Source organism: Parapedobacter sp., from assembly GCF_035556095.1.
Classification (GTDB): Bacteria; Bacteroidota; Bacteroidia; order Sphingobacteriales; family Sphingobacteriaceae; genus Parapedobacter.
In genome coordinates this window covers 25200-37770 of the sequence record NZ_DATMFT010000003.1, presented here as the reverse complement: position 1 = coordinate 37770, position 12571 = coordinate 25200, and the positions used below count along the sequence as shown (strand labels likewise).

Sequence of the window (12571 nt, the reverse complement as noted above, 5' to 3'; positions counted from 1 at the left end):
CAAAAAATTAGCAGCCATTTCCTTATATAGCGGACTAATTAATCCAATCCTCGTTTTTTCATTAAATACACCGGATCAGGATCGGTACCCCGAAACTGACGGTAGAGTTCTGCAGGTTTTTTGGTTCCCCCTCTTTCAAGGATATTCTGGCGGAATGCGTCGGCGGTGCCCTTATTATAGAGGCTGGTCTCTTTAAATGCTGCGAACGCGTCGGCGTCCAGCACTTCTGCCCAGATATAGCTGTAATAGCCTGCGGAGTAGCCACCGTTGAAGATGTGGTTGAAATAGGTGCTTCGGTGGCGCGGAATAATCTCATCGATCAGCCCAGCTTTTTCCATGGATGCTTTTTCAAACGCTTCGGCACTTACCGTAATGGGGCTAGTGATAGTATGGTAGTCGAAATCGAGGATGGCTGAAGCGAGGTACTCAACCGTAGCAAACCCTTGGCCAAACGTACCCGCACTTTCCAACTTGGCGATAAGGGAATCGGGAATAGACTCGCCCGTTTCAAAATGCTTGGCATATTCCTTCAACACCGCTGGATCTTCTGCCCAATTTTCCATCACCTGCGACGGGAGTTCAACGAAGTCGCGCGATACCGAAGTACCGGATAGACTTCGATAAGAGACATCAGACAGCAGCCCATGAAGCGCGTGGCCAAATTCGTGGAATAGGGTATTGGCTTCGTCAAAAGTAAGGAGTGCAGGCTGGTCACCCACCGGCGCGGTGAAGTTGCACACATTCACGATAATCGGCACTATCCGTTCACCTTTTTCTTTATACTGCCTACGGAATGAACTCATCCATGCGCCGGGCCGCTTTGACTCGCGGGGGAAGTAATCGACATAGAAAATCCCGACCTGCGTGCCGTCGGCTTCCGATACCTCGTAGACCTCCACCTCTGGGTGGTAGATCGGCATGTCTTCCAGTCGCTTGAATTGAAGGCCATACAATTTGCTGGCTACATCAAAAGCACCCTGCCTAACACTGGATAGGCTGAAATACGGCTGCAGTTCCGCTTCGCTCAACGAGAAGCGCTGTTGGCGGATTTTCTCCGAATAATAACGCCAATCATAGGGCATTGCTTGGAAGCCCAAGCCTGCTGCTTCTATTTCCTTTTGGATATCGTAGGCTTCGGTCTTTGCTTTGGCAATAGCCGGTGCCCATAGGTCGTCTAGCAGCCTTTTCACGTTAGTGGGATTTTCGGCCATGGCTTCCTCCAGCACGTAATGGGCGTGTGTGGGGTATCCCAGCAGGTTGGCCTTTTCGAGGCGGAGGTTGGCAATCTTCACTAAAATATCGCTGTTATCGTTATCGTTGCCGTTGCCCCCACGGCTTTTATAGGCCTCCCAGATCTGTCGGCGCAGTTCGCGGTCGTCTGCATACTGGAGGAAAGGCATCACACTGGAGTTTGACAGGGTGAATACCCACTTGCCCGCATACCCCTTGGCGTTAGCGGTCTCCGCCGCTGCCGCTTTCATACCAGCGGAAAGGCCGGCCAGCATCGCTTCGCTATCAACGACCAATTCAAAGGCATTGGTTTCCGCCAACACGTTTTGGCCAAATTGGGTGGTCAACTCCGCGAGTTGGGCATTGATTTCCCGTAAGGTCGTTTTATCCGCCTCATCCAGGTTGGCGCCGTTGCGCACAAAATTTTTATAGCTTCGTTCGAGCAGCATCTGCTGCTCCCCATCGAGATCGAGGCTGTCACGACCATCCCATACCGTCTTGACACGGCCGAATAGCTGCTCGTTCAGGGAAATGTTATCGCGATGGGCCGCCAGTTTTGGTGCCAATTCGGTATCCAGCGCTTTTAAGGTGTCGTTTGTGGTGGACGAACTTAAGTTGGAGAATACGTAGGACACCCTTGCAAGCAGGCGCCCGGCGTTCTCAAGCGCCACGATTGTATTCTCGAACGTCGGCATCTCACTGATGTTGGCAATTGAATCCACTTCGGCACTATGCTGCCGCAAAGCTTCTTCGTATGCTGGCTTAAAATGCGCGCTTTTAATTTTGTCGAAAGGGGGTACTCCGAACGGCGTGTCATACACATTCAAAAATGGATTGTCTGTAGTTTGCTTGGTGCCGTTACACGACACCACGAATGCCGTGGAAATCATCAATAGCGGTAAAATTCGTTTATTATTCATGTTGGTGCTAATGGATTAGTGCAGTCGCCAAAGATAGGCATAAGTTTCCTATCGGTCAACGCAGGCTAACCGATTAGCTTAGCACACAATTCGGCCTCGGTCAGTTTCCATTGCTCGCCCGAAAGCATATCTTTCAGTGAAAACAAGCCCGCCACAACCTCTTCTTCGCCAATAAGGACGACATAAGGGATTTTCTTATGGTCGGCATATGTTAGCTGTTTCTTCAATTTGGCGGGGGTGGGGTAAAGTTCTGACGCAATACCCGCGACGCGCAATTTCTGAAGTAGCGGCAACGCATATAACTCGGCTAATTTATCGAAATTACTGATTAGCACCTGGGTGGATCGGGCAGTAGACTCGGGAAAAAGTCCCAACTCCTCCAGCACATCGTATATCCGGTCCGCCCCGAAAGAGATCCCAACTCCGGTAATTCCCTTAAGCCCGAACATGCCGGTAAGGTCGTCATACCGGCCGCCGCCGCCGATGCTGCCCATGGTCACTTCATTGGTCTTCACCTCAAAGATAGACCCCGTGTAATAGTTGAGGCCACGGGCAAGTGTAATATCCAACTCCACAAACCGGTTAAGCAATGTCGTATCGCCCGATAGCTTCTCCACGTAGCCCAATACAATCTCGAGTTCATCGATGCCGGCAAGCCCCGTGGCCGATGCGTGCAACACGTCCTTAAGTTGTTCGATTTTCTCGCTATTGGTACCTTGCAATTGGATGATAGGTTTCAGCCTTTCCAGGTCTTCGGCACCAAAGCCGCGGGCCAGCAATTCCTTATTCACCCCTTCCAAGCCGATCTTGTCCAGCTTGTCGATGGCCACGGTCATGTCGACAATCAGCTCAGGCTTACCCAGTACCTCTGCGATGCCGGTTAAGAGCTTACGATTGTTGAGCTTGATCGAGAAGTCGCGTAGCCCGAGTGCCGTCAACGCCTCGTGGTAAACGAGTACAAATTCGGCCTCGTTGAGTAGGCTATCTGACCCCACCACGTCCACGTCACACTGGTAGAACTCACGATATCGACCCCGTTGGGGCCGGTCGGCACGCCATACAGGTTGTATCTGGAACCGCTTGAACGGTAAGGTGAGCTCATGCTGGTGCATCACCACGTAGCGGGCGAAAGGAACCGTCAGGTCATAACGTAACGCTCGCTCGGTGATGTAGGGGATCAATGGCGTGGAAGCCCGTTCTTCCAGCAGGTCGGCCGGCGCCTTGGCCAGGTAATCGCCCGAGTTGAGTATCTTGAAAATCAGCTTATCTCCCTCATCGCCATATTTCCCGGTAAGTGTCTGGAGGTTTTCAAACGAAGGAGTCTGAATCTCGCGGTAACCGTACTTGATGAATACCGACTTGATGGTGTCGAAAATGTGGTTGCGTTTTTCCATCTCCGCGGGCGAAAAATCACGCGTGCCCTTGGCCAATGAAGGTTTGATTACTGCCATGCGACAAACTTAGATATATTTGCCTGTATAGGCAAGGCAAATGTATCGATCTCTCCGCTGCGACTGAGAGGCAAAATGCGATAGCGGAAACGTAAGAGATAGATATGAGATTTGAGACGTGAGATTTGAGACGCGAAATTGGACTGACGACTGACGACCAACTAAAGCACATTCAGCGCCTCGCATGCCTTTTCAGCTGCGATTTTCTCAGCGCTTTTCTTGTTGTAATCGCGGCCCGTGCCGTATACTTCGCCATTGATCACAGCATCGATCGTGAAAATCTTCACGCTGTCGCCTGCGGCGTTTTCCGTTTGGACAAAACTAATTTCCTTGCCAGCCTGCTGACACCACTCGATAAGGCGGCTTTTGAAATTGGTTTCGGTCTGCTCCAACAACTGGATGTCTACGTGGGGCTTGATGATACGGTTAATCAGAAAGTTTTTTACAAACGCGTAGCCCTTATCGAGGTAAATAGCGCCAACCAGTGCCTCAAAGGCATCGCCCAAGAGTGACCCCTGTTTATTGGGGTAGTGCACCATGCGGGCATCGTATTGGATAAGCTCATTGAGGCCGAGCTTCCTCGACAGTTGGTTGAGGTGTGCCCGGCTCACGATTTTCGACCGCATTTCGGTAAGAAACCCCTCACCTTTGTATGGGTATTTTTTGAAGAGCAACTCGGCAATCACCGAACCCAATACGGCATCACCTAGGAATTCTAACCGTTCGTTGCTGTTTTTGGTGCCGTCTTTAATGGGTACCGCTACCGACTTGTGCCGGAAAGCAAGCTGATAGAGGTGCAGGTTGCCCGGAACAAAGCCAAGCATGTTCTTCAACGCCCTCACATAACGGCGATTGGGTGAAAAATGCAGTTTGTAAATCTTCGAAACAGGCATCTGATTACTAACTGAAAAAGCACACAAAAGGTTTCCTTGTGTGAAATGCCTTAAATTAATCTTCGAATTTTTTGAAAATAACCGTAGCATTATGACCGCCAAACCCAAAAGTATTACTCATAGCCGCATTCACTGTCCGCTTCTGAGCTTCATTGAACGTAAAGTTTAATTTCGGATCAAGATTCGGGTCGTCTGTGAAATGATTAATCGTGGGAGGTACGATGTCGTTCTTGACGGCGAGAATAGAAGCGATAGACTCCACGGCGCCTGCCGCGCCTAAAAGGTGGCCGGTCATGGATTTGGTTGAGCTGATATTCAGCTCGTACGCGTGTTTGCCAAATAACTCGAGGATAGCCATAATCTCACTGGGATCGCCTACCGGGGTAGACGTACCGTGTACATTGATGTAATCGATAGCTTGGTTAGTGAGCCGGGCATCTGTGAGCGCATTGCCCATAGCAAGCCGTGCGCCGAGCCCTTCCGGGTGCGAAGCGGTGATGTGGTAAGCATCGGCACTCATGCCGGCCCCTGCAAGCTCAGCGTAAATCTTCGCTCCCCGTGCCTGGGCATGCTCTAAGCTTTCCAACACGATCGCTGCGCCGCCTTCACCGGCCACGAATCCGTCGCGGTCTTTATCAAACGGTCGCGATGCGGTCTGCGGCTCGTCATTGCGAGTGGATAGCGCATGCATGGCATTAAAGCCACCGATACCCGCTTCATTGATGATGGCTTCCGAACCGCCACTGATGATGACATCAGCATATCCGGTACGGATGTAATTCAAGGAATCAATCAATGCATGCGTGGACGAGGCACATGCCGATACCGTTGAAAAATTAGGCCCCCGCAGCCCATGGCGCATAGAGATATGGCCCGGCGCGATGTCCAAAATCATCTTCGGAATGAAAAAGGGATTGAAACGGGGTGTTCCATCACCAGCTGAAAAGTTGATTACTTCATCCAGGAAGGTTTTAAGGCCCCCAATACCAGACCCCCATATCACGCCGATACGGTTGGTATCTAATTTATCGAATGCTAGCGATGCGTCAGCAATCGCTTCATCCGTGACGGCCAATGCGTAATGTACAAATGGATCTACTTTTCGGGCTTCTTTGCGCTCCATGAAATCCTCGGCGTTGAACCCTTTCACCTCACAAGCAAAACGCGTCTTGAATTTCGACGCGTCAAACTTGGTGATTGGAGCAGCGCCGCTTACTCCTTTAATCAGGCTATCCCAAAATTCGGGGACAGTATTCCCAATCGGAGTAAGCGCACCTAACCCTGTTACTACTACTCTTTTAAGCTCCATTTATAACGATTGGCCTAATGAATTTAGTTAGTTAACGTTTTTTTCTAAATAAGCGATTGCTTGTCCTACCGTGCTGATGGTTTCAGCTTGGTCATCGGGGATTGCTACGTTGAATTCTTTTTCGAATTCCATAATCAACTCCACGGTGTCGAGTGAGTCGGCGCCCAAATCGTTGGTGAATGAAGCTTCCGGGGTCACTTCGTTTTCGTCTACACCTAGCTTTTCAACGATGATTGCTTTAACTCTTGATGCGATATCAGACATGATTCTATAGTTTAATTGTTTAATAAATCTGTGCAAAGAAAAATAAATTTCGGCAAATAGTAAAACATATTTGATTTTTGGAGCATTATTCAGGTTTTTGCTGTAAATCGAATTACCGTTTTTATATCAGCGATTTAGCAAAAAAATTAGTTAGCCTCTTTAACTGGGTTAATATATCCGTCAACTGTTATGCGTTTCACTTCATTCTTTTTAGGGTAAATGCGCATTCGGCCCCTTTTGTTTTTGTAATTTTCCGCCCCACCTGTTTTTCCCGCTATTGCAGCGAAGAACCCGAGCTTGCAACCTCAGCAGGCAAAACCGATAAATTCGCTGCATTTATCTGCAATACAGCAAATTTACCTAAGTTTGCGTTGAATATAGAAAAATACTTTGAATAAAGTCACATTAAAATACGAATTGGACCTCGATTTCGTACTGATTGCCATTACGTCATCACTTAGGGACTACCGTTTGTGCTATTTCATCAATAAGGTTACAGGGCTAAAATTGCATAAAATAGCTGATTACGAAATTGGGATGGGGTCGTCCGTGGGGGTGGCCTCTTTTAGCAGGTATGCCGATATTGACGAAACCAACGACACCGAGTATTATTTATTGGCAAATAGGGGGCTAGATGGTGGCCTGCTGATACCCGAGATGCGCTATTCCGATTATTTTTTGCTTATCAGAAACTTCATCGACGATGAAGATTTAACCAATCTATTGGACCACATTTTGGCGATAAACGAGGTGGTCGCTGCAAGTGAAATCGCACCACAAAAATTGAAATCTAAAGAAAATCTTATATTTTAGTGCCATGTTTCCCTGTGAAAATTTTGCTTTCAATAGTAGGGGAAAGACCGACAAAGTTGCTTTGGTACTAGTAAATTAAGATTTGTATATCGAAGCAACTTTATCTAAGTTTGCCCAAGTGTATAAATCACACCATAGATTAAAAACGAACAAATCAAGCGTCAGCCCGCACAGGGTATACGTGCAGCAACACATTAACAAACAGGAATAAATGGAAAAGGTTCAAAAGCGAACTAAAATCGTGGCCACGCTGGGGCCTGCAACAGCAAAGAAAGAGATACTAACCAGTCTGATAGCTAAAGGCGTCGATGTATGTCGGCTTAATTTTTCGCACGGTAGCCAAGAAGACCACCTCGCTGTAATCAACACCATACGGGAAATCAACAGTGAGTATAACATGAACATCGGTATTTTGGCAGACCTACAGGGTCCGAAAATCCGGATTGGCAAAATGAAAGAGGGCGGCGCAGTACTGCTCAACGGTGCCCAAGTAGAAATCACCACCCATGAACTCGTGGGCGATGAAAGTCGGATTTACATTACCTATCCCGAATTCCCCAAAGACGTAAACGAGAACGAAATCATTTTGCTCGACGACGGAAAAATCCAACTTCGCGTACTGCGCAGCAACCTGGAAGATACCGTCTGGTGCGAGGTGGTACACGGCGGTGTGCTTACATCGCGTAAAGGAGTGAACCTGCCGAACACCAAAGTATCAATTCCGAGCCTTACCGAAGAAGACCTCGACAACCTCCATTTCGTGCTGCAGTATGACGTGGAGTGGATCGGGATGTCGTTCGTGCGAAACGCGGAAGATATCGTGCGACTAAAGGACGTTATCAGCGAAGCGGGGAAATCATCACGCGTGATTGCGAAAATAGAAAAACCGGAAGCGATTGACAATATTGACACCATCATCGAAGTAACCGATGGCATTATGGTTGCGCGGGGTGATCTCGGCGTGGAGATGCCTATGGAAGACGTTCCGGTATTGCAGAAAATGATTGTCAAAAAATGCCGGAACGCATCGAAACCAGTTATCATCGCCACCCAGATGCTAGAGAGCATGATAACCACGCCTCGCCCCACACGGGCCGAAGTGAACGACGTAGCCAACTCAGTGCTGGACGGTGCCGATGCCGTGATGTTGAGCGGCGAAACGTCCGTCGGCGAGTTTCCCGAAATCGTAATCGAGACCATGAGCAAAATCATCGTACATGTGGAGCGCACCTCTTATCCTTATTATAGCTCTAAGGACACACCACACGATGACGAATCGGTGATTCCTGATGCCATCTGCGGCTCATCTGTGTATTTGGCCGAGAAAACCAGTGCTTCTGCTATTGTGGCAATGACCTACTCGGGCTACACCGCTTTCGAGATATCAAGCTACCGTCCTAACGCCGACATCTATATCTTTACCGGCAACCGTACATTGCTAAACACCCTGACACTCCTGTGGGGTGTGAAAACATTCTATTACGATAAATTTGAAAGCACCGATGGCAGTATCCATGATGTCAACACGCTACTGAAATCCAAGAGGCTCGTGCAACCGGGGCAAATCGTTATCAATACGGCATCCACCCCATTGCACAAAAAGGGTAAGACCAATACAATCAAGGTCACCGAAATGGAATAACGGATGGGTATCCATGAGGTGGTAGACCGTGCAACCGCCAAGACGCTCGCTTGGTGGTATCGCCTTACCGATAGCCAAAAGGCGGCTATCTTACGGGTCAAGACCCAGCGTTTGACCTACCTCACCACGCGCGACCTGCTCAACCTCTACGAGGTGGCTAGGGAGGTGGAGGAGGCCCGGGTGCCCGGTCTGTTTATCGAGGCCGGCAGCGCGCTTGGCGGATCGGCCATTGTGTTGGGCAAAGCGAAGGGAAACCAACGCGAGTTCCGTCTATATGATGCGTTCGGGATGATCCCGCCCCCCTCAAACAAGGACGATGCCGATGTGCACGCCCGGTATGAGGAAATTAAAAGTGGCAAATCAAAGGGAATTGGTGGCGACAGGTACTATGGGTATACGGAAAATCTGAAGGAAGTGGTGGCGGGCAATCTCGCAAAACACGGTTTACCACCTCTGGAAAACAACATCAAGCTGATTAAAGGATATTTCGAAGATACGCTCTACATTACCGAGGCGGTGGCATTGGCCCACATCGATTGTGATTGGTATGCTTCGGTAATGAGCTGTCTGCTCCAGATTGAACCCCACCTATCGCCCGGAGGAAAAATCATATTCGATGATTATTACGATTGGTCCGGCTGCCGCAACGCAGTGGACGAATACTTCAACGACAAATCGGGTTATACGTTCAACCAAGTGGGGCGCAAGCTCCACGTCACCAAAATGACTCGCTAAGGCCTTTCAGCTTTCTGCGGCTACTCTTTGGGCCGCTGTTTTTCCAATGTATCCCTCAGCTCGTCGAGTTTTTGGAGAACCAAGCTGTCGGGCGTATTTTTATCCGTGCTGTCTAATTTTAATGTAATGATGCGTTCAGTGGGATTTGCCTCGTAAACGTTGGGCATGGGTACGCAGTTGTCGCCGCGATAGGCATTCGGCATGGGGACGGCATAATCCCCGCGGTATACGTTGGGCATGGGAGTCGTATCGAACACCCGGCCGCCATGCTGTTTAAGCAGCGATCTCGACTTGGTAGAATCGACAACAGTCGGTTTTTCGAGCTTGATCACACGTAAGCTGTGCGCAATATCCCTGTATTGTTGGGCAAGCCCAACTGCCGGCAAACCAAAAATAGCGATCAAAAAAATATAAAGCCCATTCATAATCCATGCAATTGGTACACCCAAAATTAGCAAAAATAATAGAACACCGTATGTCACACCCGGTGTTAAAATTTGTTAAAAGCTACCTTTTGCTTAGCAGCTTATGTATTTTTGTAAGGAATGAGACATAAAAAGAGCATTGGTTTGATCATCGGCTTGATGACTGTCGCCCTTTTGGGAGTGGTGGCCATGCAATATTTTTTCATCCGCCAATCCTACGTACTGAAAGCCCAACTTTTTGATGAATCTGTCAAAGCCGCATTAAACACGGTAGCCGCCAAAGCGGAGAAGCGGGAAGTGATGCAGCTAGCCAATGCACAGCGAAGAAATAAAGAAAAGCTTGAACGCGAGCAACGTAAGCTCGAAGAACAGCTTCGCCTAAAGACAGAAATCGAACAATTACGCCAAAAGCAGGAAAAATTGCGCTTGGCATTCCTGCAACAGGAGGAAGAACTGAATCAGCAGTTTCCAATCGTTATTGCCATTGAGAACAACGATTTTTACGAAACGTATATCAACAATCCGCGACACCAGGGTCTTGTATCGATTAGCTATCAATCAAACATTGTAATCGACAACGGATTCCAACGTAACGACAACTCCATCGGGCTTTCCGCTACCCGGGAGGTACCTGTAATCAAAGCGAAGGACGATAGTGTGCGTTACTTCATTCCGATGGGGCCCGATGAGTTCAACACGACGCGATTAAAATATGCCATAAAAGCGTTCCCCCCCCGGCAGGATCTCAAGATGAACCAAGAAATCGCCCGTAAAGAACGGGAACTGCAACTGCTGCAGGCCAACACATTAATGGACACCATTGCCATTATAAGCGGCAAAAACCTGATGATGGTTCAAGGCTTTGAAGCGGAAGCAGAGCTGTACAAGCGCCCCCTCAGTGAACGCATCAATGTAGGTTACATCCAATCGGAACTCGAGAAAGAACTGGCACTGCGGGACATCAACTCCCCGTTCGACCTCATAATCAAAGACAGAAATACCACACTGTATGCATCTTTTGCCAACTTCTCGGAAGCCGAACAACCCGACCAGCAAAGCCTTTATACCACGGAACTTTTCCGTGCAGACAATCAACGTTCGTCCGGCCGCCTTGCCGTATACTTCCCGAACAAGGACCACGTACTGATGGGAAACATGACCGTGATGTTGTTTTCGTCGGTTACCCTGCTGCTCGTGTTGATTGGCTCCTTTACCTACACGATCTTTACCATGCTCCGCCAAAAGAAAATATCGGAGATGAAGACGGATTTCATCAACAACATGACCCATGAGTTCAAAACGCCGGTGGCCACCATCATGATTGCCAGCGAATCGCTCAAGGATGCCGAAATAGCGGCCGACCGGCAGCGCGCCTCCCGCCTGGCCAATATCATTTATGACGAAAATGTGCGCTTGGGCAATCATATCGAGCGGGTACTCAATATTGCCCGTCTCGAAAAAGATAACCTGAAACTGGAGCACCATCCAGTCGATATGAACGACCTGACCCAGGCTGTGGTGGACAGCATGGAACTGCAACTGCTAAAGCACGAAGCCAAAGTAAATATGCACCTCGATGCGACTGATGCCGTCGTATCGGGTGATGAGCTACACCTATCCAACGTGCTGTTCAATCTGTTGGATAACGCCATAAAATACAGCAATGAAAATCCCGACATTACCATTAGAACAAAAACCACCGGCAGTCAAGTCCACCTCACGGTGGCTGACAAGGGTATCGGGATGAGCCGCGACCAGCTGTCTAAGATTTTCGATCAATTCTACCGCATCCCAACGGGAAACCGCCATGACGTGAAAGGTTTTGGCCTCGGGCTCAGCTACGTAAACGACATCGTGAAGCGGTTGGATGGGAAAGTACAAGTAAAGAGCGAAAAAGAGAAAGGTACCACATTTGAAATCATATTACCGCTCGAACGATAGGGAGACTAACCACTATGCAAAAGATTCTATTGGCTGAAGACGACCCGAACCTGGGCGATATCCTGAAAGATTACCTGGAACTGAAGGGCAAATTCGAAGTTACGCTGTGCAAGGATGGCGACGAGGCACTACGGCAGTTCAACAAAGAACCGTTCGATCTCTGTATACTAGACGTGATGATGCCCCGCAAGGATGGCTTCACACTGGGCAAAGAAATCCGCAAAACCAACGCTGACATCCCCATCATCTTCGCTACTGCAAAGGGGATGATGGAAGACAAAACCGAAGCGTTCGGACTAGGCGGCGACGACTATATCACCAAACCTTTTCGTGTAGAAGAGCTACTGCTTCGTATCCACGCCCTCCTAAAACGCGCATCGCGCGAAAAACAGGAGGAAACGTATGCCGACAAATTCGATATCGGGAAATACCATTTCGACTACGTGGCCCAGCAAATCAGCTACGATGGGCAGCAACAAAAGCTATCAACCAAAGAGGCGGAGCTGCTGCGCCTGCTTTGCATCAAGAAAAATGACGTACTCACCCGCGAGGAGGCCCTACTGAAAATCTGGCACGACGACAATTACTTCAATGGCCGCAGCATGGACGTATTTTTGAGCAAGTTGCGCAAATACTTACGCGACGACCCCAATGTAGAAATCGTCAATGTACACGGCAAGGGATATAAACTCCTAGTAAGTTAGTAGACCATTCGCAAAAATATTTGCGGTTTACATAATTTATCCCGACCTTAGCGGCCGCTTATGGAGAAAGGCAGAGGGAATGGACCCTGTGAAGCCTTAGCAACCTGTCCACCGACAAGGTGCTAAATTCTACTCTCCCCCCGCTTGAAGCGGGGAGAGGGAAAAATAAGCAGACACAATTGACCCTTGTGCCGTCTCCCCAAAGCATCCAGGAAAAAAGACTTCCCATTTCCGTCACGGAAGG

The 12571-nt window shown here is 48.9% G+C and carries 12 protein-coding genes and 1 riboswitch; of the genes, 6 read left to right on the top strand and 6 right to left on the bottom strand.

Annotation, left to right across the window (positions count from 1 at the left end):
* Positions 1-38: 38 nt before the first annotated feature.
* The 5 genes from VNQ80_RS00640 to VNQ80_RS00620 all read right to left on the bottom strand — a co-directional run bounded on the left by VNQ80_RS00640 (position 39) and on the right by VNQ80_RS00620 (position 6067).
* Positions 39-2150 carry a M3 family metallopeptidase gene (locus VNQ80_RS00640; RefSeq protein ID WP_325635316.1) on the bottom strand — a complete coding sequence of 704 codons (2112 nt, stop codon included), beginning with the start codon at positions 2148-2150 and terminating at the stop codon, positions 39-41.
* A gap of 65 nt (positions 2151-2215) precedes the next feature.
* Positions 2216-3601: a histidine--tRNA ligase gene (hisS, locus tag VNQ80_RS00635; RefSeq protein ID WP_325635314.1), complete on the bottom strand. Its 1386-nt coding sequence runs from the start codon at positions 3599-3601 to the stop codon at positions 2216-2218.
* Positions 3602-3762: 161 nt separating this feature from the next.
* Entirely contained in the window at positions 3763-4494 is a 732-nt protein-coding gene (rnc, locus tag VNQ80_RS00630) for a ribonuclease III (protein ID WP_325635312.1), read from the bottom strand.
* 55 nt (positions 4495-4549) lie between these two features.
* Positions 4550-5803: a beta-ketoacyl-ACP synthase II gene (gene fabF, locus VNQ80_RS00625; protein ID WP_325635309.1), complete on the bottom strand. Its 1254-nt coding sequence runs from the start codon at positions 5801-5803 to the stop codon at positions 4550-4552.
* A 27-nt stretch (positions 5804-5830) separates the two neighbouring features.
* Entirely contained in the window at positions 5831-6067 is a 237-nt protein-coding gene (locus tag VNQ80_RS00620; RefSeq protein ID WP_079717265.1) for an acyl carrier protein, read from the bottom strand.
* A 77-nt stretch (positions 6068-6144) separates the two neighbouring features.
* Here VNQ80_RS00620 and VNQ80_RS00615 point away from each other — a divergent pair, with 77 nt between their 5' ends.
* The 4 genes from VNQ80_RS00615 (at position 6145) to VNQ80_RS00600 (ending at position 9257) form a co-directional block, all read left to right on the top strand.
* Complete coding sequence (locus tag VNQ80_RS00615) at positions 6145-6465, top strand: hypothetical protein (protein WP_325635303.1); 321 nt, start codon at positions 6145-6147, stop codon at positions 6463-6465.
* Complete coding sequence (locus VNQ80_RS00610; protein ID WP_325635301.1) at positions 6458-6880, top strand: IPExxxVDY family protein; 423 nt, start codon at positions 6458-6460, stop codon at positions 6878-6880. Before VNQ80_RS00615 ends, VNQ80_RS00610 begins: the two co-directional genes overlap by 8 nt.
* A gap of 211 nt (positions 6881-7091) precedes the next feature.
* Positions 7092-8522 (top strand): pyruvate kinase, encoded by a 1431-nt coding sequence (gene pyk, locus VNQ80_RS00605; protein WP_325635299.1) that lies wholly within the window; start codon positions 7092-7094, stop codon positions 8520-8522.
* Positions 8523-8525: 3 nt separating this feature from the next.
* A complete protein-coding gene (locus tag VNQ80_RS00600; RefSeq protein WP_325635297.1) occupies positions 8526-9257 on the top strand; it encodes a TylF/MycF/NovP-related O-methyltransferase in 732 nt (243 codons plus the stop codon).
* Positions 9258-9277: 20 nt separating this feature from the next.
* Here VNQ80_RS00600 and VNQ80_RS00595 read toward each other — a convergent pair whose 3' ends face one another.
* Entirely contained in the window at positions 9278-9682 is a 405-nt protein-coding gene (locus tag VNQ80_RS00595) for a hypothetical protein (RefSeq protein WP_325635295.1), read from the bottom strand.
* A gap of 120 nt (positions 9683-9802) precedes the next feature.
* Here VNQ80_RS00595 and VNQ80_RS00590 point away from each other — a divergent pair, with 120 nt between their 5' ends.
* Both VNQ80_RS00590 and VNQ80_RS00585 read left to right on the top strand, forming a co-directional pair.
* Positions 9803-11623, top strand: a complete 1821-nt coding sequence (locus VNQ80_RS00590; protein WP_325635293.1) for an ATP-binding protein — start codon at positions 9803-9805, stop codon at positions 11621-11623.
* Positions 11624-11637: 14 nt separating this feature from the next.
* Positions 11638-12327 (top strand): response regulator transcription factor, encoded by a 690-nt coding sequence (locus VNQ80_RS00585; RefSeq protein ID WP_325635291.1) that lies wholly within the window; start codon positions 11638-11640, stop codon positions 12325-12327.
* Between the two features lie 55 nt (positions 12328-12382).
* Positions 12383-12499, top strand: a riboswitch (SAM riboswitch).
* The last annotated feature ends 72 nt before the right edge of the window (positions 12500-12571 follow it).

Coding starts and splice junctions, on each gene's coding strand:
- VNQ80_RS00600 (WP_325635297.1), top strand. CDS start 8,526: ATGGGTATCCATGAGGTGGTAGACCGTGCAACCGCCAAGACGCTCGCT.
- VNQ80_RS00590 (WP_325635293.1), top strand. CDS start 9,803: ATGAGACATAAAAAGAGCATTGGTTTGATCATCGGCTTGATGACTGTC.
- fabF (WP_325635309.1), bottom strand. CDS start 5,803: ATGGAGCTTAAAAGAGTAGTAGTAACAGGGTTAGGTGCGCTTACTCCG.
- VNQ80_RS00595 (WP_325635295.1), bottom strand. CDS start 9,682: ATGAATGGGCTTTATATTTTTTTGATCGCTATTTTTGGTTTGCCGGCA.
- hisS (WP_325635314.1), bottom strand. CDS start 3,601: ATGGCAGTAATCAAACCTTCATTGGCCAAGGGCACGCGTGATTTTTCG.
- VNQ80_RS00585 (WP_325635291.1), top strand. CDS start 11,638: ATGCAAAAGATTCTATTGGCTGAAGACGACCCGAACCTGGGCGATATC.
- VNQ80_RS00640 (WP_325635316.1), bottom strand. CDS start 2,150: ATGAATAATAAACGAATTTTACCGCTATTGATGATTTCCACGGCATTC.
- VNQ80_RS00620 (WP_079717265.1), bottom strand. CDS start 6,067: ATGTCTGATATCGCATCAAGAGTTAAAGCAATCATCGTTGAAAAGCTA.
- rnc (WP_325635312.1), bottom strand. CDS start 4,494: ATGCCTGTTTCGAAGATTTACAAACTGCATTTTTCACCCAATCGCCGT.
- pyk (WP_325635299.1), top strand. CDS start 7,092: ATGGAAAAGGTTCAAAAGCGAACTAAAATCGTGGCCACGCTGGGGCCT.